We start from the raw sequence: 20,389 nt of genomic DNA on the forward strand, positions 1-20,389 counted from the left end.
CACCAGCAAAACGCTCTCCGGACATGCCGGGGCGAGTCAGTGCCGCCCGCGGATTGGCGCGGGGAGCTGCAGACCGGGCTTCATTGTGACGACGACATCGGCGGTCGCCAGATCCGTCTCCGTCACCAGCCGTGGACGCGCTGCGGAGGTGTCTGCACCCACTTCCTGAAGCGATTGTGCGACGACCGGGTTGATCTCGTCTGCGGGCTTGAGACCCGCGCTGGTCGCGTGAAACTCGCCTGGCGCGATGACATCGAGCAAGTGCGCTCCGAGCTGCGAGCGGCCGGCGTTGTGCTGGCAGATGAAGAGAACGGTGGGAGGGGCGGTCATGCGGGGACTCCGAGGGGGAGGTGCGTTCGGGACCATGCCTGGGTCGCCGTCTGCACGGCGTCCCAGGGCGATCCGAGGGGCGGGGTGTACGAGAGGTCAAGGTCGCTGACCTGGTCGATGGTGAGGCCGGCGAACAGCGCCGTCGCGTACGTGTCGACGCGCTTCGCGGTTTCGGTGCCGAGCCGCCCGACCAGCTGTGCGCCGAGGAGCCTGCCGGTGTCGCGGTCGCCGGTGATGCGGAAGCTGATCGGCTGTGCACCTGGGTAGTACCGCTTGTGGTCGTCCGCCGCGGACTGCGTAGTGGCGGGCGCATATCCGGCGACAGCTGCCTCGTGCTCACGGAGCCCGGTGCGCGCCGCGACGATGTCGAAGACCTTGACGACCTGGGTGCCGACGGATCCGGCGAACCGTGCGTCGCCACCTAGCGCGTTCTCGCCGGCGATGCGGCCCTGCTTGTGCGCGGTGGTTCCGAGCGGCAGATATGTGACGCCGAGCAGGCGGTGGTGGGTGACGACGCCGTCGCCCGCGGCGAAGACGTGAGGGATGCCGGTGCGCATCTGCTCGTCGACGACCACCGCACGGCCCGCGCCGAGCTGCGCTCCCGCATCTTCGAGCAAGGCCGTATTGGGGCGAACGCCGACGACCGCGAGAACCAGATCCGCGCTGTGCGACACCGGCTCGCCGAGGTGCTCGGCTTGGACCACGAGCCCGGAGTCGGTCTTCTCGACGGCCGTCACGGTGGTGTTCGTGTGCACGTCCACGCCGTGCTCGATGAGCTCGTCATGGACCAAGGCCGCGAGTTCGGGGTCCAGCGTCGAGAGCACCTCGGGGCCGCGCTGCAGCTGGGTCACCCGCATCCCGCGCGCCCGGAACCCCTCCGCCATCTCCAGGCCGACATAGCCGGCGCCGACGATCACCGCGCTGCTGGGCGCACGGCTGGCAAGGTCGGCATCCAGCGCGAAGGTGTCGCCCATCGAGTGGATCACGTGGACGCCGTCCTCGGGGCCGAGATCGCCCAGGCCTGCGATCCCGGCGAAGGAGGGCAGCGCGCCGGTGCCGACGATGAGCTCGTCGTAGGAGATGTCGGATTCCCCGTCACCATCGCGGACCGTCAGGCGGCGCCGCGCGGCGTCGATCCGCGTCGCCAGTGTGTTGAGCCGCAGCCCCATGCCCGTCGCTTCGAGGTCGCCGTGGGTGCGGTGCGCGAGCGACTGCCACGGCTTCACATCGCCGGAGAAGTAGTACGGGATGCCGCAGATCGAGTAGTTCGGATACCCGTCGGCGACTACCACGGTCACGTCGATGGTGGGGTCGAGTTCTCGGGCGCGGAGCGCGGCGGAGATCCCCGCGTCGCTGCCGCCGATGGCGACGATATGCATGTCTGAAGTCCTTCGGATTGTGCGGGGCGGTCAGCCGAGGCTGGCGAGTTCGTCCTGCGCGGTGTCGGTCTGCTCGTCCGTGAGCGGGACGAACAGCGAGGACTGAGCGATCGCGTCGGCATTGTCGACGTAGTAGTCCACGAACGCCTTCACCGCCGCCTCATCCGCGTAGGAGTCGTTGTTGACGTAGATGAACAGCGGCCGGCCGAGCGGCGCGTACGTGCCGTCCTGCACGGTCTCGACGGACGGGGCGACGCAGCCGTCGCCGCCGTCGACCTCGAGGCCCTTGACGACATCCGCGTTCTCTTCGAGGTAGGTGAACCCGAAGTAGCCCAGCGCGCCCTCGTCTGCCTTGACGCCCTGAACCGTGACGTCGTCATCCTCGGAGCCGGTGTAGTCGCTACGGCTGCTTCCCTCCTCACCGTTGATCGCTTCGGTGAAGTAGTCGAACGTGCCCGAATCCGCACCCGGACCGAAGAGGGCGAGCGGGACCTCCGGGAAGGACGGGTCGACCTGGTTCCAGCTCGTCACCGTGCCCTCGGCATCCGGCGCCCAGATCTTCCTCAGCTGGTCGACAGTGATGCAGTCCACCCAGTCGTTCTCGGGATTGACAACGACGGAGATTCCGTCGTTGGCGATCACGATCTCCGTGAACTCGACACCCGCAGCCTCGCACTTCGCTGCCTCATCGTCGTCGATCGGGCGAGAGGCGTTGGAGATGTCTGTTTCGCCCGAGCAGAACGAACGGAACCCGCCACCGGTGCCGGTGATCTGGACCGTCACCGCCACGTCCGGCTGGACCCCGGCGAACTGGATCGATGCCGCCTTCGTAAGCGGGCCGACCGTGGAGGACCCGTCGCTGACGACGGTCCCGCTCACGGTTTCGCCGGAGTCGCCGACTGACTCAGCGGCGCATGCGGTCAACGCCAGCGCGGCGAGGATCGTCGCCGCGGCGAGCGGCGCCGTCCGGTTCATGGCTGCGCCACCCGTTCCGAGAGCAGGTCGTCGATCAGCGCCTCGATGCGGCGGCGGATCTCGTCACGGATCGGACGCACGGCTTCGATGCCCTGTCCGGCCGGGTCGTCAAGCTCCCAGTCCTCGTAGCGTTTGCCCGGGAAGATCGGGCATGCGTCGCCGCAGCCCATCGTGATGACGACATCCGATTCCTTCACAGCGTCGACGGTCAGCACCTTCGGGGTGTTCCCGGCGATGTCGATGCCTTCCTCGGCCATCGCCTCGACCGCGACCGGGTTGATGACGTCCTTGGGCGCGGACCCCGCGGAGAGCACCTCGACGTCGTCGCCTCCGAGTGCACGAAGGTAACCGGCAGCCATCTGCGAACGGCCCGCGTTGTGCACGCATACGAACAGGACTGTGGGCTTGTCGCTCATGGCGGTCTCGCTTTCTCTCACCAGAAAGCATAGACCGTGATCTATCTGTTTATCGAGTCGATGCAGATGAACTTTCGGGGAACAGCTCATCGAGCAGCCTGCGGACGCGCCCTTCGATGTCGTCCCTGATCGCACGAACTTGCTCGGGTGACTTGCCGACCGGGTCCTCGAGTTCCCAGTCCAGGTAGCGGCGGCCGGGGTAGACCGGGCAGGCGTCGCCGCAGCCCATCGTGACGACGACGTCGGCCGCGCGGACGGCGTCATCGGTGAGCGGCTTCGGGAACTCGCCGCCCAGTGAGACGCCGATCTCGTTCAGCGCGGCAACGATGCTCTGGCGCACATCGCTGACCGGCTCCGAGCCGGCCGTTCGCACCGTCACTCGGTCGCCCGCGAGCTGTCGGAGGATTCCGGCGGCGATCTGCGAGCGACCGGCGTTCTGCACGCAGACGAAGAGCACCGTGGGCACGGTCGGGGTGGGTGCCTGGTCACGCTGGAGGGCCTCCAGCCGTGTGGCGGCGAACGTCGCCGTGCGGCTGGCCAGCATCGGGGACTGCGAGTGACCGGCCAGGAGCTGGTGGCTGGCCAAGACGATCGCACGGACGGTCTCACGGCTGAGCACGCCGTGGAAGCGCACGGAAAGGTCGTCGGCGATGCGCTCCAGATCCGGCTCGTCCCCGGGCTCTGGGCCGCCGAGGATCGAGTCGACAAGATCAGCGTGGACAGGGGCGATGGAGTACCAGACGCGGCGCCCGTCCGGCTCGCGTACGACGATGCCGTCGTCGTGCAGCGCCTTCATATGGTGGCTGACTGTCGGCTGTCGCAGCTCCGAAATGTTTGCCAGCGCCCCGACGAGGGCCCGCCCATCCTGCGAGTCGCGGATCAGTCGGAGGATGCGCACACGCGTCGGATCCCCCAATGAGGTGATGCTCACCGCAGGATTCATAGACGAAAGTCTATCGACGACGGATGTCGGCGTCACACGAGCGCGGACGCCAGATCACGGGCATGGAGCCCAAGGCTCGTCACCCTCCACTCCCCGTCCGAGCGCTCAATCCAGTGCATGCTCGCCAGCTGCCAGAGGATCTGGCCGGCGATCCGCGGGAGCCGGCGGGCATGTGCCGAGGTGAGAGCAGTCCGGCGCTCAGCCCACGCCCGCGCGACATCGTCGCCGTCGCGAGCTCCACCGCCGTTCACGATGTCGAGCATCTCTCAGGCGAGACCCGCTGAGGTAACGCCGGATGGTCGCGTCATCCATACTCAGTCGGGCTCCACCGCGGCGCTGCGACGCTCGATGAGCAGGGTGTCCCGCCAGCAGCCGGCGTGCGGGCCGGCCCCTGACCGCGCGATGCGCTCACGCCGCCCCACGACACGGAACCCCGCGGCCTCATGGAGTCGGAGGCTCGCCGCGTTCTCCGGGAAAATGCTCGACTGGATGGTCCAGATCCTCGCGTCCTCCGCGGCGTCGATGAACACGTCGAGAAGCAGGCGACCGATGCCGTGACCGCGGGCGCTGCGATCGATGTAGACCGAGTGCTCGACCACGCCGCGGTACGCCGGACGAGAGGACACCGGGGAAGCGGCGATCCAGCCGACGAGAGCGCCGCGCTCGTTGACGGCGACGAACCGCAGTGCGGGCAGCTTCCCCGCATCGAACGCCTGCCAGCTGGGGGTGGTCACCTCGAAGGTCGCCTCCCCGTCCTCGATCCCCTGCGCGTAGATCCTCTCGACCGCCGGCCAGTCAGCCTCGGCCATCGCGCGTACGTCCGCCATCAGCAGCAGCCACCGCCATCGCCGGCATCGGTCGAGCAGACGCCGGTCGCGGGAAGCACGAGCTCAACGTTCGACGCGGAGGTGGCGTCGCCGGCAAGCCACGCCGTTACCGAGCGCACCTGCTCGTAGCCGGTGGCGAGCAGGAATGTCGGCGCGCGCCCGTAGGACTTCATCCCGACGATGAAGAATCCCTGCTCCGGGTGGGTCAGCTCGCGGAAGCCATGGGGCTCGACGGTGCCACAGGAGTGCACGTTCGGGTCGATCAGCGGCGCGAGACGCTTGGGAGCCTCCACGATCTCGTCCAACTCGAGACGGATCTCGCGCAGGATGTCGAGGTTCGGCCGGAACCCGGTGGCATTGACCACGATGTCGGTCTCGTGGGCGACCACCTCGCCGTGGCGGTGGCCGACCAGCTCGACTGCCTCGCCGGCGCGGCGGGCGCGGATGATCTCGAAGCCGTCGACGAGCGCAATCTCGCCACGCTCCACCGCCCGGTCGACACGGCTGCCGAGGTTCGCCCGACCGATCAGCTCATCGTCGGGCGAGGACGACACCCGCACCGCCTTGGCATTGCGGATCAGCCAGGTCACCGTCGTGCCGGCCTCCTCGCGGGCGAGCTTCACGAGGGCCAGCAAGGTGTTGGCCGCGGAGTGCCCGGCGCCGACGACTGTGATCCGTCGACCGGCGAACGCGACACGATCCCTGCCGAGCACATCGGGAAGCGCGGGAGTGACACGGTCAGCGATGTCTGCCACCCCCAACAGCTCCAACCCACTCGACGAGAGCGAGTTCGGTGAGAGGTAGGTGCCGGATGCGTCGATCACAGCGCGCGCGGTGATGTCCTCCACGTCCCCGTTCGCCGTCCGGATGCGTACAACGAAGGGAGTGGCGGCGCGGCGGGCGGTGCGAGTGCGGTCCATCCCTTCGCGGGTGACGCCGATCACTTCGACGCCGGTGCGGACATGCGGGGCGATCTCCTCGAGGGCAGCCAGCGGTGAGATGTACGCCTCGACCAGTTCCGTCCCCGAAGGCGCGCGCTCAGCGTCGGGCAGCTCCCAGCCGTGCTCCTCCAGCAGCCGGCGCGACGCCGGGTCGACGAGGTGCTTCCACGGCGAGAACAGGCGCGTGTGCCCCCACGCTCGAACACTGGCCGCCACCTCATCGCCCGCCTCGAACACGACGAAGCCGATCCTACGCTCGACCAAATTGGCCGCAGCCGCCAGCCCGATCGGGCCAGCGCCGATGATCGCAACGGGTAGCGTCGACAGTGGGCTGGCTTCAACGACTCGGGGGGTCAGGTCGAGCAGGGTCACAACGCCCTCCAACGGATATTGATGAACTTCGATACCTCGATTCTGAACCCATCTATCGACATCTGTCAATATCGACTAGTCTCGATGCATGACCACGATGCTCGACGTGACGGATGTCATCGCCGGCGTTTGCTGCACGCCCCTCGTCCGCGAGCCACTCACCGCCGAAGAGGCCGACCAACTCGCCACGACCATGAAGGCCCTGGCTGATCCGACACGCCTCCGGCTGTTGTCGATCGTCGCCGCCTCCGAAGACTCCGAGGCGTGCGTGTGCGATCTCATCGAGCCGGTCGGACTCAGCCAGCCCACGGTGTCGCATCACCTGAAGATCCTCACCACTGCGGGTTTCCTCACCCGCAGCAAGCGCGGCACCTGGGCGTACTTCAAGCTCGTTCCCGGCGCGTTGGACCGCGTCTCGCAGCTCCTCGTCGCCTCGTGAGCACGACGGTTCGCTCCGTTGCTGGGGAGTCTCTCGGCAGCGCTGGTCTCGCGGCGGTCGTGGTCGGCTCCGGCATTGCCGCGCAGCGACTCTCTCCGGGGGATGTTGGCCTGCAGCTGTTCGAGAACGCGTTTGCGACCGCCCTGGGACTTGCGGTCTTGATCCTGGTCTTCGCGTCCGTTTCCGGCGCCCACTTCAACCCGGTCGTGACACTGACCGATGTCCTTCTGCACCGTAGAAAGTGGTCGATCGTCGGCTTGTACCTGCCCGCGCAGGTGCTCGGATGTATCGGGGGAGCGGTGCTCGCCAACGTGATGTTCGGCGCGCCGGCTGTGTCGTGGAGCACGACCGACCGCAACGGATTCCCGCTTCTCCTTAGTGAGGTCATCGCGACCGCCGGCCTCATCCTGGTGATCTTCGCGTTGGTCCGTACCGGCCGCTCGCAGCTGGCCGCCCCCGCGGTGGGCGCGTACATCGGGGCGGCGTACTTCTTCACCTCGTCGACGAGCTTCGCGAACCCGGCGATCACCATTGGCCGCATGTTCAGCGACACCTTCGCCGGCATCGCGCCCGCGTCCGCGCTGCCGTTCATCACCGCGCAACTGGTCGGCGCAGGCCTGGGGTGGCTTCTCGTGCGCGCCCTGTTCCCGGTCCCGTCGCCACAGCCGACCACAGTCTGAGTGCAGTGGCCCCGCAGCTGCGACCGCGCCTGGGACTCCCGGCCCTCGCCGTGTCACAGGTCGTCGCGTGGGGTGTGCTGTACTACGCCATCATGGTGGCTGCGCCCGCGATCGCCGCCGACACCGGCTGGGGAGAAGAGATGATCTTCCTCATCGTCACCGCGGCGCTCCTCACCTCGGCCGCATGCGCCTTGATAGGTCGCAACGGCGCGTGGGCCGAGGCCAGTTGTGAGTGGTGCGCAACCCCGGGTGCCATTTAGTACATCACAGAATGTATAGTCAGTTTGTGCTGACTATTGCCGATCGACTCGACGTGATGAACCGGCTCGGGCGAGCTATGGCCGACCCGACCCGCTCTCGCATCCTCCTGACTCTCCTGGCCGGCCCGAGCTACCCGGCGGTGCTGTCTCGCGATTTGGGGTTGTCCCGCTCGAACGTGTCGAACCATCTGACATGTCTACGCGGGTGCGGGATCGTGGTGGCCGAGCCCGAGGGCCGTCAGACCCGGTATGAGGTCGCGGACCCGCACCTGGCCCGCGCCCTGACGGCGCTGGTTGATGTGACGCTCGCGGTCGACGAGAGCGTGCCGTGCATGGACCCCGACTGTGGAGTTGAGGGCTGCGTGGCGGGGGAGGTGCGGGCGTGAGCGCGATCACGGGTTCGCAGGTCGAGCACGTCGACCTCGATGACGACGATGACGACGATGACCGGCCGTGGTATCGGAGCCCCAGCGTTCTGATCCCGATCGCCTCCGGTGTCGCGTTCACCGCCGGACTGGTGTGCGAGTGGGCCGGCGCGGAGACCGCGGGCCTGGTGCTGTTCTGGATCGGTCTACTGCTGGGCGCGTACACGTTCGTGCCGGGCGCGCTGCGCAAGCTGTTCACCAAGGGCAAGCTCGGAATCGGGCTGTTGATGACGATCAGCGCCACGGGCGCGGTGATCCTCGGCTACGTCGAGGAGGCCGCCGCGCTGGCGTTTCTTTACTCGATCGCGGAGGCGTTGGAAGATAAGGCGATGGACCGCGCCCGCGCCGGGTTGCGTGCGTTGTTGAAGCTCGTGCCCGACACCGCGCTCGTCAAGCGCGGCGACGCCACTACCGAGGTCGAGGCAAAGGAGCTGCGCGTCGGGGATGTGCTCCTGGTCCGGCCGGGTGAACGGATCGCGACCGACGGCATCGTGCGCGCCGGGCGGAGCAGCCTGGACACGTCCGCGATCACGGGCGAGTCGATCCCGGTCGAGGTCGAGCCAGGCATCGACGTGTCGGCCGGGTCGATCAACACCACAGGCGTCCTCGAAGTCGAGGCCACCGCCGCTGGCACCGATAACTCGCTCACGACCATCGTGGAGTTGGTTGAGCATGCCCAAGCTGAGAAGGGCGACCGCGCCCGCCTGGCCGACCGGATCGCCCGCCCCCTCGTGCCCGGCGTGATGATCCTCGCCGTGCTGGTCGGCGTGCTCGGGTCTCTACTGAGCGGCGACCCCGAGCTGTGGATCACCCGTGCCCTGGTCGTGCTCGTCGCCGCCTCACCGTGCGCCCTGGCGATCGCCGTCCCCGTCACTGTCGTGTCCGCGATCGGCGCTGCCTCCAAGTTCGGGGTGGTCGTGAAGTCCGGGGCCGCGTTCGAGCGGTTCGGCGGCATCCGCCACCTCGCCGTCGACAAGACCGGCACCCTGACCCGCAACGAGCCCACCGTGACCCGCGTCGTCACCGCCGCGGGCGCGACCGAAGATGAGGTGCTGGCATGGGCGGCGAGTCTGGAATGCCACAGCACTCACCCGCTGGCCGCCGCGATCAACAACGCGGTTCCCAACGCTCTGATCGCCGCAGACGTCAGCGAGACCGCCGGGCACGGCATCTCCGGCACCCTCGACGGCGCTCGTCTCGCAGTGGGAAGCCCGCGCTGGTTGGCCGCCGGCACGCTGGCCCACGACGTGGAGGCGATGGAGTCCGGGGGGATGACCGTCGTCATCGTCCACCGCAACGATCAGCCCGCCGGAGCGATCGGGGTGCGGGACGAGCTGCGCCCCGAAGTGCCCGAGGTCATCGCGACGCTGAACCGGCGCGGGGTCGGCGTGACGATGCTCACCGGCGACAACGCCCGCACCGCCGCAGCCCTCGCAGCGCAGGCCGGCATCAGCGACGTGCGCGCCGAGCTACGCCCCGAGGACAAGGCCACCGCCGTCGCGGAACTGTCGAAGTCGCAGCCCACGGCCATGATCGGAGACGGCATCAACGACGCCCCTGCTCTCGCGGCCGCAGACCTGGGGATCGCGATGGGAGCGAAGGGCGCGGACGCCGCGATCGAATCCGCCGACGTCGCGTTCACCGGCAATGATCTCCGCCTCATTCCGCAGGCACTCGCCCACGCCCGCCGCGGCCGAAGCATCATCAACCAAAACGTCGTGCTCTCGATCGCGATCATCGTGGTACTGCTGCCGCTGTCGGTCGCCGGTATCCTCGGGCTCGCGGCGGTCGTGCTGGTGCACGAAGTCGCGGAGGTCATCGTCATCCTCAACGGCCTTCGTGCAGCTCGGCGCACGCGCGATTGACGGCGAGAACCCGGCAGTCGCGGTGTCTATGCCGCAGCGATCGCGGGCCGCCTGTTCGGGATGAGCCGTGGAATGAGGCGGACGAACGCGACCATGACGACGAGCTCGACGAGGGTTTGAGTGACCACGACGAGCGGGGCGAGGTTGAAGGCGACCGGGAGCGCCAGGACGAGCGGGAGGACGACGAGGGAGTTGCGGGTCGCGCCGCTGAACACGACCGCTCTGCGTCCGGGAACGTCTAGCCGGGCGACGCTGCCGGAGAGAGCACCGATCGGAATCATGAGGGCGGCGAAGAGCACGTAAACGGGGATCGTGAGCAGCAGTGATGCGATCTGCTGGCTCACGCCGGCGATCTGCGAGGCGACGACGACGGTCAGGGTGAGCATCATCAGCGGCACCATCGCCCCGAGTATTGCGTCCTGCAGCCGCGCGCCCCAACGGGTGCGGGCGGCGAGTTGCGTAAGTCCCGCCGCGATGAGCGGCAGCACGATGAGGAGCAGGAACGCCTCGACGAACGGAGCGAGGTCGACGCTTGAGACGAACTCGGCACCGACGAAGAGCCAGAGGTAGAACGGCAACAGCAGCATCTGGGCGATCATCAACAGCGGCGCGGCCGCGAGCAGGCGGTCCTTCGCGCCACCGGCGATCCCGGTGAACACGATCACGTAGTCCACGCAGGGAGTGAGCAGCACGAACAGCACGCCGACGAGCACCACTTGATCGTGGGCGACGATCCGCGACAGCAGCCAGACCACCACCGGGACGAGGACGAAGTTGACGATCATGACCGTGGTGAGGAATCGCCAGTCACGGAAAGCGGCGCCGATCTTCTCGAACGGCACGCCGAGGAAGGTGGCGTAGAGCAGCAGGCCCAGCACGGGGTTGATCGCGAGCTCGGCCGGGTGCGCGACCGCGGGTATCAGCAGCCCGACCGCAGCGCCAAGGGCGAGGGCGCCGAGATAGAGCAGGATCTGGTGTCGTTCCATCCACCCGGCGCTCGCTCGCATCGTCCCATTGTCCCGGACGGCGGAGCCGGGTCTCAGCAGGCGCAGTTCCCGTCGCCGCACCCGGATCCGCCGGCTGCGGCGAGTCTCTTCGCGATCTGGCGTCGGCGCAGCCACCACATTCCGAGGGCGAGCGCGGCCAGTCCTGCAGCGGCCGCGATGAGCGTCTGCTGCAGGGCCGCGGCGCCGGCGCCCGTGATGATGCCCGCGATGATCAGGTACGGCAGTGCGCAGCAGCCCACGCAGGCGAGCAGGGCGAGCACTCCGGCCACCTTCGTGCGCGTCGGCGCCCCCGCCTCCGTCAGAGCTTTGCGCGCGCAGGTCGCCTTGGCGTCGGTGGTGGTCATGCGTTTGCTCCTTCAGGGCGCGCGATGTCGGCGTAAGGGATCGGGCAGTCGGCGCAGGTGCAGCCGGTCAGACTGGCGCAGCGGGCGTCGACGACCTGCTGAAGGGAGGCGCGGATCGCGGTGAGGTCTGCCAGCTTCTGTTCGATCTCGTCGACCTTCTCGAGCGCGCGTACCCGGAGGTCCGGCGTGGGGTGGCCGCGCCGCCCGGTGTCGAGCAGCTCGGCGACTTCTTCCAGGGTGAACCCGAGCCGTTGGGCGGACTTGATCACGCGCAGCAGCGCGACGGTGTCTTCGGAGTAGGTGCGGTGCCCGCCGAGACTGCGTGATGGCGCTGCGATCAGCCCGCGGCGTTCGTAGTAGCGGAGCGTCTCGATGTTCACGCCGGCGCGCTCGGCGATCTGGCCGCTTCGCAGCATCGTCGTCATCGCGCCGGGCCGGCGAGGCTCGTCAGAGCGCTGAGGACGTCGGCGTACTGCTCGGGAACGTCGATGGTCATCACGATGCTGTCCTCTAGGGGTGCGGTCGTGAATGTGAAGAACGAGCAGCACGCCGTCTCGCGCGCCGCGAGGTCTCTCGCCGTCGCCAGTGACTCCAGCGGAAGGGTCACCACCGCCCGAGTCGGCGAGGAGCGGATGACGGTCTCCGTCGCGGTCGCGAAGAGCTCGGCGAACTCGGAGACGCGCAGCGGACGATCCACCGTAGGCAACGTGCATGCTTCGGGAGCCTGCTCGATGAGTTCCAGAAAATCGGTCATGCACCAACGGTAAACCCGTACCCAAGTACGGAATACAACCCCTGCCGACCAAGACCGCTCGGCCGGGATGAAGGTTCTCCATAGGAGTTGCAGAGTCCGCGCGCTCTTTCGATCAAGTTGCGAACTTGAACTTAGACGGGGCGCACCGGTGCTCGGAACGGCCGCGAATCAAGGGAAGTGACGGAGCGAGAGTTGTGAGTTCCAGGTGAAGATGATGTTGCCCAAGGGCCGACGGAACCTGGCTCAGAGTGGCGCTTGGGTGGGCAGAGTATGCTGTTGGCGATGGTCTCTTCGGCCCGGACTCCGCGCTCCGTGACGCTGAATGAGCAATTGTTGATAATGAGGCTCATTACCAGCGTCGGTTTGGCATTGCTGCTGATGCTGGGTCTGGCAGCGACGGCTCACACAGAGACGGACGGTTCGACTCCTGTTCCGCTGGTGATATCTGGGTTGCTGGACCCGCATGTCGAGCCCGTGGCAGACGCCCCAGTCGAGCATGAGGCAGTCGCCGGTGGCGGCGACTCTGGGTCGAACGCGTTGGTGGGCGCTGCGCTGTGCATGCTGGGCGTGTTGTGCGGGCTGACGTTCATGGTGGTGCTGCGGGGGTTGTGGCGGCGGCGGATGCCTCCGGTTCTCGGTGACGGACCACGAATGCCTTCGCTGCTTCCGGCGCCGGCCGCCCGTGCTCACCCGATTGTCTTTTCGCTGACGCAGTTGGGTCTTTCCCGAACCTGACATCTGGCACGCCGCCCTTTCGGGTGGCGCTTCGTCCCGGGCTGCGTGCCCGGGTTCTGTCCTGTGCCGTGTCTTGGTTTGGAGTACCCGATGAAAACCCCTGTGAAGGCGACACTCGTCACCATTGCCGTTGTGGTGGTGATGGTGATCGCCGCGTTGATCTACGTCCTTGTCAATCAAAGCCAGACAGCTCCACCTTCATCTGGGGGCGGTGACGCATCCCCGCAGGTGGTGCGGGAGAGCTCGCATGTCCTCGACGACGGCGGGGAGGGCGCTGTCACCCTGGTGGAGTTCCTCGACTTCGAGTGCGAGGCGTGTGGTGCGTTCTTCCCGATCGTGGAGGATCTGCGGGAGCAATTCGCGGGGGAGATCACGTATGTGGTCCGCTACTTCCCGCTGCCGGGCCATTTCAACTCCAAGAACGCGGCGGTCGCAGCGGAAGCGGCCGCGCAACAGGACCGGTTCGAGGACATGTATGTCCGGCTGTTCGAGACGCAGCCGGAGTGGGGTGAGGCGCAGGAATCTCGCGCCGACCTGTTCCGTGGCTTCGCGGAGGAGATCGGTCTGGACATGGCCGCCTATGACGCCGCCGTGGCAGACCCGGGCACGACGGAGCGGGTGGAGCTGGACTTCGAGGAGGGCCAGGCGCTCGGCGTGAGCAGCACACCGACGTTCTTCCTCGACGGTGAACTGCTCGAGCTGCAGGCGTGGGACGACCTCGAGAACGCCATCCAGGCTGCGGTTAACGGTGGCCGGTGATGCGGGCGGGTTTGACGCATCGGCGGGCGATCATCGTCGGCGCCGGGCAGTCCGGGCTCGCGGTTGCCGCGGCTCTGGCCGCGGAAGGGCTGCGGCCGCAGCACGAGTTCGTGGTGATCGACGCTGCCAGCACGGGGCAGCGTTCCTGGTCCTCACGGTGGCATTCGATGGAGCTTCTCAGCGACGCCCGGCACAGCGCGCTGTCTCCGCGGCGGCTGCTGGGTGACCAGCGCCGGCATCCGCGAGTGGACGAGATGGCGGACTACCTCACCTTCGTGGAAGCCGGGCTGGGTGTGGAGACGGTCTGGGGCATCCAGGCGACCGGGGTGGAGCACCGCGGGAACGGCTCGACCCTGCTGCTGTCGACGACGGCAGGGGAGGTGCAGACCCGCAACGTGATCTGCGCGACTGGCGCGGCCGCGCACCCGCGGATCCCGGAGTGGGCGTCTCTGCTGACGGTGCCCGGGGTGGTGCTGCACAGCAGCGAGTACCTGTACCCGAAGCAGATCCCCGCCGGTGACGTGCTGGTCGTGGGCGGCGGGAACAGCGGTGTGCAGCTGGCCCGCGAACTGTCCGCGTCGCACACCGTGACGCTGTCCGTGAGAACCCGGCGGCAGCATCGCCCCGCGATGAGCTATCCCGCCGCAGCCGGGGAGAGGGTGCCGCTGTTCTCGCGGGAGCGTCGCCCCGAGCCGGTCTTCGGCGACAGCTATGAGCAGCTGCGCCGCGCCGGGGTCACGATCGCAGCTGCGGTGCAGGACGCGGCCGGCGCCGTGGTGACCTTCGCTGACGGCACGCATGCATCCCCCCGCTCGGTGATCCTCGCCACCGGCTACACCCCAGGCGACGACTGGCTCCCGGAACCGGCCCGCGTCGACCGGCCGCGGCGCACCCTGACCGGCCTGCCCGGGCTGTTCGTGGCGGGGATGCCGCAGTACGGCGGCCGCGGCTCCGACACCCTCACCGGGGTGTGGAAAGACGCGACGACGATCGCCCAGCACATCATCAACCGGCCCTGAAAGGACCATCGCCTTGACCACGGTCACCGACCACGAACACCCGCACCGATCCGGCTCACGGAGACGCGTCTTCCTCCTACCCGCTCTGACGACGCTGCTGCTGGCCGCCGGGCTCCTGTTCGCCCCCGCGGCGCCCGCAGCCGCGCACGATGAGATCGTCTCCTCCTCCCCGGAGTCCGGATCCACGGTCAGCGTGGTCCCGGAGGAGATCTCGCTGACGTTCAGCGGCGAGATCCTCACCGATTTCAGCGCCGTGATTATCGAGGTGGTCGCCCCGGACGGGCAGAACATCGCATCGGGGGATCCGGTCATCGACGGGACCACGGTCACCCAGGCGGTGACGCCCGGTCAGGCGGGCGTGTACACGGTGCGGTGGCGGGTCGTGTCCAGCGACGGGCACCCGATCAGCAACGAGTACCAGTACACCGTCGAAGCGATCACCGTCCCCACCAGCGCCCCCACCCCCGAAGCGACCGAGGAGCAGACACCCGACCCGTCTCCGACGTCCACCGACACCACCGGGAACCCCGGTCACGGTGAGCCCTCCGGGGGCGGGGAGCTTCTGCCGATCTTGGCCGTCGCCAGCGGCGTGATCGTGCTGGGCGGCGCGCTGGTGGTCGTGCTCATGGTGGCCAGAGAGCGTCGTCGCCGCGACCGAGTAGCCGCAGCCGCAGCCACCGCGGATGGTGGACCCGCCGACGACCAGCAACAGAAGGAGAACCCCTCATGAAATGTCCGGTCGACGGGACCGCCCTGCTGATCACGGAACGCTCCGGGGTCGAGATCGACTACTGCCCGCAGTGCCGGGGCGTCTGGCTGGACCGTGGCGAGCTCGACAAGATCATCGACCGTGCCGCCGACCTCGCCGGCGGGGGCCGGCAAACCAGCACCGCCCCCTATCCGCGGGAGGGCGACCACCGTTCTGACCGCGACAGGGATCATCACGGTCGCTCCGGGCGTCGGCGGAAGGAAGGGTTCCTCGGTGACCTCTTCGACTTCTGACACCAAAGGTCTCTTCTTGATAGCCGGTCTGATGGCCGGGGTATCAGCGGCCCCCGCGAACGCAGGAGGAGCCGCTGATGGTTCGTGAGCAGACCCGGCGGTTCGCGGTCGCGTGCCTGGCCGCCGCTGTGGTGGTCCTTGTCGACCAGGCGACGAAGGCGGCCGCACTGGGAGGGTTGAGTCAGGAGGAGCGGATTCCGCTGCTGGGGGATCTGCTCGGGCTGCAACTCGCGTTCAACCCCGGCGCGATCCTCTCCCTCGGAGCCGGGGTCACCGGGCTGCTCACTCTCCTCGGGGTCGGTGCCGTGGTGCTGCTGGTCGTCGCCGCCGCGCGGGCGCGGACTGGAGGGTGGGCGATGGGGATCGGCCTGATCCTGGGAGGCGCGATCGGGAACCTGATCGACCGGCTGTTCTCCCCCCCTGGGTTCGGGGTCGGGCATGTCACCGACTTCCTCGCTTACGGGAACCTGTTCATCGGCAACCTCGCCGACGTCGCCCTCGGCGCCGGCGTCATCGTCCTCGGCCTGAGCTTGTGGACCCGACACCGCCGCTCCCGCGTCAGCGCGGACAGCGCGGCGCCTGCGACGGGCTCCGTGGTGAGCGGGTCATGATGGCGAAGCAGCGGACCCCGTCCGTATACCAGCGCAATGCGTTTGCGCCGGGGCTGCTCGCGGCGGCGGTGCTGTTCCTCGCGCCGGTACTGATGGGCGGGGACTGGTTCACCGTGGTGTTGTTCGTCGCCGCGATCTTCGCTGTCATCGTGGGGTGGTTCGCGATCCAGGCGCGGCAGTGGTGGTGGTTGCCGGTGTTCGTCGTGATCGCCGTGATTTGGAACCCGGTGTTCCCGTTCCCGTTTTCCGGCCCGGTGTGGACTGCGGCGCAGCCGGTCGCCGCGGTTGTGTTCCTGGTGGCCGGCGCCCTGATCAAGGTCAAGCGCGCATGATCCGCTGCCGCGTCCTTGCCGCCGTGACGCTGGTCGCGGCGCTGTTGCTGGCCGGGTGCACGTCCAGCGACTCGCTGGCGCAGCAGTACCGGGACGGGAACGAGAAGGGCTACATCGCCGGCGACTTCCAGATCGTCGAGATCCCGGATCCCGACCGCGGGGAGCCGGTGGTGTTCGAAGGCGTCACCGAGACCGGCGAGGCGGTCTCCAGCGACGACTACCGCGGCGGGGTGCTGGTGGTGAACTTCTGGTACGCCGCGTGCGGGCCGTGCATCGTCGAGGCGCCGCTGCTCGAGGAGGTTTGGCAGGAGTACCAGGAGCAGGGTGTCGCGTTCCTCGGGGTCAACATCTACGACCAGCCCGCGACGGCACTGTCGTTCGCTCGTGACAACAACGTCACCTACCCGAGTGTGATCGACGTGAACGACGGACGGGTCAAGCTCGCGTTCGCGCAGGTCACCCCGATCCAGGCCACCCCCACCACCTTGGTGATCGACCGGGAGGGGCGGGTCGCCGCGCGGATCATCGGGCAGCTGGCCAGCGCGTCGATCCTGTCCACCCTGGTCGCCGACACCCTCGCCGAGGACAGCTCGTGAACCCGGGAGCGGTGATCGTCGACGGTGCCCTGTGGGTCGCGATACCGGTCGCGATCCTCGCCGGGCTGGTCTCCTTCGTGTCCCCGTGCGTTCTCCCACTGGTCCCCGGTTACCTCGGCTACCTCGGCAGCACCACCACGACGACAACATCTCCCACCGTGAACGGCGGGCGCACTGCCACCGCGGAGCGCGCCCGGCTGCTGCTGGGCGTGACGCTCTTCATCGCCGGGTTCACGGTCGTCTTCGTCGCCGTCACGATCCTCGGGGGCACCTTCGGATACCTGCTGCTGCAATACGCGGGCATCCTCACCCGGGTGTTCGGGATCATCATCATCGCCCTCGGGCTTGTGTTCCTCGGGTTCTTCGGCATCGCGCAACGCACCCTCCGCCCCCGCGCCCAGGGCAGGGCCGGGCTGATCGGGGCGCCGCTTCTCGGGTTCGCGCTCGGCGTCGGCTGGACCCCCTGTATCGGCCCGACGCTCGCGGCGATCATCTCGATGTCGTGGAACCTCGGCGACCCCGCCCGCGCCGGCCTGCTCGGGCTGGCGTACTCGCTGGGCCTGGGCATCCCGTTCCTGATCCTCGCGGCCGGGTGGGGGTGGGCGTCCCGATCGGTCACGTTCCTGCGCCGCCACATCCGGGCGCTGAACATCATCGGCGGGGCCATGCTCATCGCCCTCGGCCTGCTGATGGTGACGGGACTGTGGACGGTGCTGATGTCGCAGCTGCAACAGGTGGTGATCAATGTCCCCCTCCCGCTCTGACACCGGCACCGACGTCACCGCCGACCCGCTACGCCCCGGCGACCACGCCGACACCGACGTCGATACAGCAACCGAGATCACCCAGCCGGCGCTGGGCATCACGGGGTGGTTGCGGTGGGCGTGGCGGCAGCTGACCAGCATGCGCACCGCATTGGTCCTGCTGCTGTTCCTCGCGATCGCCGCCGTGCCCGGGTCGCTGTTCCCGCAGCGCAGCGCCGACCCCAACGGGGTCATCCAGTGGGAGCGAAACAACCCCGACGTGTTCCCCCTGGCGGACGCGGTCGGCTTGTTCGACGTGTACCTGTCGCCGTGGTTCTCCGCGATCTATCTGCTGCTGTTCACCTCCCTGATCGGCTGCGTGATTCCACGCGCGAAGCACCACTACAAAGCGCTTCGCACTCGCCCGCCGCGCACCCCAGCGCGACTATCGCGCCTGTCCGAGTACCGGGAGCTCACCATCCCGGCGGGGGCCGCGCAGCCCGACGCGGCCGCGCACGCGGTCGACGTCGCGGCAGAGCAATTGCGCAAGTCCGGGTACCGGGTGGAACGCTACGACGCCCGCAGCGCTGCGTCGGTGTCTGCGGAACGCGGCTACCTGCGCGAGACCGGCAACCTGATCTTCCACGTCGCCCTCGTCGGCGTGCTCGTCTCGGTCGCGATCGGCGGGTCGTTCGCGTACACCGGGCAACGAGTCGTGGTGGAAGGCACCACGTTCGTGAACGCGCTCAGCGACTACTCCTCGTTCAACCCCGGCCGTTTCGTCGACGGCACGGGCCTTGCCCCCTATTCGCTCACCCTCGACGACTTCCAGGTCTCCTATCGGCTGCCCGGCACACCCGGCGCAGGCCAGGCCGGCGACTTCTCCGCCGACATCACCATCCGCCAGCCCGGGCAGGACGACCGGGCACAGAGCGTGATCGTGAACTACCCGATCACCGTCGACGGCGACCGGATCTACCTGCTCGGCAACGGCTACGCCCCCACCCTCACGATCCGCGACGCCGCCGGCGAGGTGGTGTACAGCGAGTCGCAGCCGTTCCTGCCGCAGGACTCCAACATGACCTCGCTCGGGATCATCAAGGTCCCGGACGGGCTGCCCGAACAGGTCGGGCTGGTCGGGTTCTTCTACCCCACCCAGGGGGTGCTGCCCTCCGGCGCGTTCACCTCCGTCTACCCGGACGTGGTCAATCCGGTGCTGACTCTCAACGTGTTCAGCGGCGATCTTGGCATCGACGACGGTACCCCCAGGTCGGTGTACACGCTCGATGTCGCGGGGCTCACCCAACACACCGGGGGCGACACCGCCGCCGACTCCCTCGAGCTCACCCCCGGCGCCACCGTCGACCTGCCGAACGGGTGGGGCACGATTACGTGGGAGGAGGTCACGCCGGAGGAACCGGTGAAGCGGTTCGCGTCGCTGCAGATCCAACGCGACCCCAGCAGCGGCTGGGTGCTCGCGTTCTCCGTGCTCGCCACCCTCGGCCTGTTCGCCGGCCTGTTCGTGCCCCGCCGCCGGCTCTGGGTGAAAGCGCACACCACCCCGGATGGTGTGCACGTCGAATACGCGGGACTGGCCCGCGGCGAAGATCCCGCTTTGGCGCGCGCCGTCGACGAGCTCGCGACCCGCCACGCGCACGCCCTCGGCGTAGACCAACCTGCGAAGGACACGCCGTGACGACCGTGTGGATCCCGGACGCCCCGCCGACCCTCGGCGGGTTCCTCACCCCGGCCCCGCTTCCGGCCCCGCTGCTGCCGCTCCTCGCGGGACTCCTCGCGGTCGCCTACCTGGCTGGCGCGATCCGGATGTGGGTCCGCGGCCGCGGCTGGCCGGTGTGGCGGACGGTCAGCTTTCTGCTCGGCTGCGTCGCCCTCGCCGCGGTCACAGGTCTGGCGGTGGAGAACTACGGGTACGCCCTGTTCTCGGTGTTCATGTTCCAGCAGCTCACCCTGATGATGGCGATCCCGCCGCTGCTGGTCCTCGGCTCTCCCGGCACCCTGCTGCTACGCGCTACCCCGCACCACGGCCCAGGTCTCCTGGTGCTCCGCGCCGCGCATGCCGGGCTACGCAGTCGCACCGCACGGTGGCTTCTCAGCCCGTGGCTGGCGGTGCCGCTATACCTGGCCGCGTTTTACGGTCTGTACCTGGCGAACTTCGCTGACCCGATCCTGTCCACCGTCACCGGCCATACCCTCCTCGAGGTCGGGTTCCTGGTCGCCGGGATGGTGTTCACCATCCCGATCCTGTCGTCGGACCCGCTGCCGGTGCGGATGAGTCACGGCGGCCGCGCCCTGGACGTGTTCGCCGAGGCCGCCCTGCACGCCTTCTTCGGCGTCTTCCTGATGATGGCCACCACTACCCTCATCGACGGGTTCGCCGGGCCGACGAGCGCGCTGGGCATCGACCCGATCGAAGACCAGCGCCTCGCCGGCGGGCTGGCCTGGTCCTACGGCGAGGCCCCCACGCTGCTGATGCTCATCTACGTCATGCACCGCTGGTTCCGCGACGACACCGCCCAAGCGGTCGCCGCCGACCGTCGCGCCGATGCACACGGCGACCCTGAGCTCGACGCGTACAACGACTACCTCACCCGACTCCACCAGAAAGACACCTGAC

At 68.4% G+C, this 20,389-nt stretch carries 27 protein-coding genes; 16 read left to right on the top strand and 11 right to left on the bottom strand.

The genetic code is table 11. The features are described 5' to 3' along the window. Positions 1–36 precede the first annotated feature (36 nt). The 7 genes from ACIGCK_RS03915 to ACIGCK_RS03945 all read right to left on the bottom strand — a co-directional run bounded on the left by ACIGCK_RS03915 (position 37) and on the right by ACIGCK_RS03945 (position 6,183). Positions 37–330: a low molecular weight phosphatase family protein gene (locus ACIGCK_RS03915; protein ID WP_396663894.1), complete on the bottom strand. Its 294-nt coding sequence runs from the start codon at positions 328–330 to the stop codon at positions 37–39. Then, entirely contained in the window at positions 327–1,709 is a 1,383-nt protein-coding gene (locus tag ACIGCK_RS03920) for an FAD-dependent oxidoreductase (RefSeq protein WP_396663896.1), read from the bottom strand. Before ACIGCK_RS03920 ends, ACIGCK_RS03915 begins: the two co-directional genes overlap by 4 nt. A 30-nt stretch (positions 1,710–1,739) precedes the next feature. Next, a complete protein-coding gene (locus tag ACIGCK_RS03925) occupies positions 1,740–2,684 on the bottom strand; it encodes a PstS family phosphate ABC transporter substrate-binding protein (protein ID WP_396663897.1) in 945 nt (314 codons plus the stop codon). Continuing rightward, complete coding sequence (locus ACIGCK_RS03930) at positions 2,681–3,100, bottom strand: arsenate reductase ArsC (RefSeq protein ID WP_396663899.1); 420 nt, start codon at positions 3,098–3,100, stop codon at positions 2,681–2,683. Before ACIGCK_RS03930 ends, ACIGCK_RS03925 begins: the two co-directional genes overlap by 4 nt. A gap of 49 nt (positions 3,101–3,149) precedes the next feature. Beyond that, positions 3,150–4,043, bottom strand: coding sequence for a metalloregulator ArsR/SmtB family transcription factor (locus ACIGCK_RS03935; protein WP_396663901.1), 894 nt, complete (start codon positions 4,041–4,043; stop codon positions 3,150–3,152). A gap of 314 nt (positions 4,044–4,357) precedes the next feature. Next, positions 4,358–4,870: a GNAT family N-acetyltransferase gene (locus tag ACIGCK_RS03940; protein ID WP_396663903.1), complete on the bottom strand. Its 513-nt coding sequence runs from the start codon at positions 4,868–4,870 to the stop codon at positions 4,358–4,360. Beyond that, positions 4,870–6,183, bottom strand: coding sequence for an NAD(P)-binding domain-containing protein (locus ACIGCK_RS03945; RefSeq protein WP_396663904.1), 1,314 nt, complete (start codon positions 6,181–6,183; stop codon positions 4,870–4,872). Before ACIGCK_RS03945 ends, ACIGCK_RS03940 begins: the two co-directional genes overlap by 1 nt. 88 nt (positions 6,184–6,271) lie before the next feature. On the opposite strand from ACIGCK_RS03945, the gene ACIGCK_RS03950 reads away from it, so the two are divergent. From ACIGCK_RS03950 to ACIGCK_RS03970, 5 genes are read left to right on the top strand one after another with little or no spacing between them, the layout of a single operon-like run. Further along, a complete protein-coding gene (locus ACIGCK_RS03950) occupies positions 6,272–6,622 on the top strand; it encodes a metalloregulator ArsR/SmtB family transcription factor (RefSeq protein ID WP_396663906.1) in 351 nt (116 codons plus the stop codon). After that, positions 6,619–7,302, top strand: a complete 684-nt coding sequence (locus ACIGCK_RS03955) for an aquaporin (protein WP_396663908.1) — start codon at positions 6,619–6,621, stop codon at positions 7,300–7,302. Before ACIGCK_RS03950 ends, ACIGCK_RS03955 begins: the two co-directional genes overlap by 4 nt. Positions 7,303–7,307: 5 nt before the next feature. After that, a complete protein-coding gene (locus tag ACIGCK_RS03960; RefSeq protein ID WP_396663910.1) occupies positions 7,308–7,562 on the top strand; it encodes a hypothetical protein in 255 nt (84 codons plus the stop codon). A gap of 26 nt (positions 7,563–7,588) precedes the next feature. Next, on the top strand, positions 7,589–7,948 hold the full coding sequence (locus ACIGCK_RS03965; RefSeq protein WP_229935213.1) for a helix-turn-helix transcriptional regulator: 360 nt from the start codon (positions 7,589–7,591) through the stop codon (positions 7,946–7,948). After that, positions 7,945–9,852: a heavy metal translocating P-type ATPase gene (locus tag ACIGCK_RS03970; protein WP_396663912.1), complete on the top strand. Its 1,908-nt coding sequence runs from the start codon at positions 7,945–7,947 to the stop codon at positions 9,850–9,852. Before ACIGCK_RS03965 ends, ACIGCK_RS03970 begins: the two co-directional genes overlap by 4 nt. A 26-nt stretch (positions 9,853–9,878) precedes the next feature. Here ACIGCK_RS03970 and ACIGCK_RS03975 read toward each other — a convergent pair whose 3' ends face one another. From ACIGCK_RS03975 to ACIGCK_RS03990, 4 genes are read right to left on the bottom strand one after another with little or no spacing between them, the layout of a single operon-like run. After that, positions 9,879–10,859 (bottom strand): arsenic resistance protein, encoded by a 981-nt coding sequence (locus tag ACIGCK_RS03975; protein ID WP_396663914.1) that lies wholly within the window; start codon positions 10,857–10,859, stop codon positions 9,879–9,881. 32 nt (positions 10,860–10,891) lie between these two features. Next, complete coding sequence (locus ACIGCK_RS03980) at positions 10,892–11,203, bottom strand: hypothetical protein (protein ID WP_396663915.1); 312 nt, start codon at positions 11,201–11,203, stop codon at positions 10,892–10,894. Beyond that, entirely contained in the window at positions 11,200–11,628 is a 429-nt protein-coding gene (locus tag ACIGCK_RS03985; RefSeq protein WP_396663917.1) for a MerR family transcriptional regulator, read from the bottom strand. Before ACIGCK_RS03985 ends, ACIGCK_RS03980 begins: the two co-directional genes overlap by 4 nt. Beyond that, complete coding sequence (locus ACIGCK_RS03990; protein ID WP_396663918.1) at positions 11,625–11,957, bottom strand: hypothetical protein; 333 nt, start codon at positions 11,955–11,957, stop codon at positions 11,625–11,627. The genes ACIGCK_RS03985 and ACIGCK_RS03990 overlap by 4 nt, the downstream gene beginning before the upstream one ends. 312 nt (positions 11,958–12,269) lie before the next feature. On the opposite strand from ACIGCK_RS03990, the gene ACIGCK_RS03995 reads away from it, so the two are divergent. The 11 genes from ACIGCK_RS03995 (at position 12,270) to ACIGCK_RS04045 (ending at position 20,388) form a co-directional block, all read left to right on the top strand. Beyond that, the gene (locus tag ACIGCK_RS03995; RefSeq protein WP_396663920.1) at positions 12,270–12,692 is read left to right on the top strand and encodes a hypothetical protein; all 423 of its coding nucleotides are present in this window, start codon (positions 12,270–12,272) and stop codon (positions 12,690–12,692) included. Positions 12,693–12,782: 90 nt separating this feature from the next. Further along, positions 12,783–13,451 (top strand): DsbA family protein, encoded by a 669-nt coding sequence (locus ACIGCK_RS04000; protein ID WP_396663922.1) that lies wholly within the window; start codon positions 12,783–12,785, stop codon positions 13,449–13,451. Positions 13,452–13,462: 11 nt separating this feature from the next. After that, positions 13,463–14,470 (top strand): NAD(P)-binding domain-containing protein, encoded by a 1,008-nt coding sequence (locus ACIGCK_RS04005; protein ID WP_396663924.1) that lies wholly within the window; start codon positions 13,463–13,465, stop codon positions 14,468–14,470. Positions 14,471–14,483: 13 nt separating this feature from the next. Next, a complete protein-coding gene (locus ACIGCK_RS04010; RefSeq protein ID WP_396663926.1) occupies positions 14,484–15,200 on the top strand; it encodes a copper resistance protein CopC in 717 nt (238 codons plus the stop codon). Next, positions 15,197–15,472, top strand: a complete 276-nt coding sequence (locus ACIGCK_RS04015; protein WP_045246902.1) for a zf-TFIIB domain-containing protein — start codon at positions 15,197–15,199, stop codon at positions 15,470–15,472. The genes ACIGCK_RS04010 and ACIGCK_RS04015 overlap by 4 nt, the downstream gene beginning before the upstream one ends. A 77-nt stretch (positions 15,473–15,549) precedes the next feature. Beyond that, positions 15,550–16,083 carry a signal peptidase II gene (locus tag ACIGCK_RS04020; protein WP_396663928.1) on the top strand — a complete coding sequence of 178 codons (534 nt, stop codon included), beginning with the start codon at positions 15,550–15,552 and terminating at the stop codon, positions 16,081–16,083. Continuing rightward, entirely contained in the window at positions 16,080–16,415 is a 336-nt protein-coding gene (locus ACIGCK_RS04025) for a DUF6804 family protein (protein WP_396663930.1), read from the top strand. Before ACIGCK_RS04020 ends, ACIGCK_RS04025 begins: the two co-directional genes overlap by 4 nt. After that, the gene (locus ACIGCK_RS04030) at positions 16,412–17,011 is read left to right on the top strand and encodes a TlpA family protein disulfide reductase (RefSeq protein ID WP_396663932.1); all 600 of its coding nucleotides are present in this window, start codon (positions 16,412–16,414) and stop codon (positions 17,009–17,011) included. Before ACIGCK_RS04025 ends, ACIGCK_RS04030 begins: the two co-directional genes overlap by 4 nt. Continuing rightward, the gene (locus ACIGCK_RS04035; protein ID WP_396663934.1) at positions 17,008–17,775 is read left to right on the top strand and encodes a cytochrome c biogenesis CcdA family protein; all 768 of its coding nucleotides are present in this window, start codon (positions 17,008–17,010) and stop codon (positions 17,773–17,775) included. Before ACIGCK_RS04030 ends, ACIGCK_RS04035 begins: the two co-directional genes overlap by 4 nt. Beyond that, the gene (locus ACIGCK_RS04040) at positions 17,756–19,450 is read left to right on the top strand and encodes a cytochrome c biogenesis protein ResB (RefSeq protein WP_396663936.1); all 1,695 of its coding nucleotides are present in this window, start codon (positions 17,756–17,758) and stop codon (positions 19,448–19,450) included. Before ACIGCK_RS04035 ends, ACIGCK_RS04040 begins: the two co-directional genes overlap by 20 nt. Further along, positions 19,447–20,388: a cytochrome c oxidase assembly protein gene (locus tag ACIGCK_RS04045; RefSeq protein WP_396663937.1), complete on the top strand. Its 942-nt coding sequence runs from the start codon at positions 19,447–19,449 to the stop codon at positions 20,386–20,388. Before ACIGCK_RS04040 ends, ACIGCK_RS04045 begins: the two co-directional genes overlap by 4 nt. Position 20,389: the final 1 nt, after the last annotated feature.

The organism is Microbacterium sp. NPDC078428 (genome assembly GCF_044542535.1).
GTDB lineage: Bacteria > Actinomycetota > Actinomycetes > Actinomycetales > Microbacteriaceae > Microbacterium > Microbacterium limosum.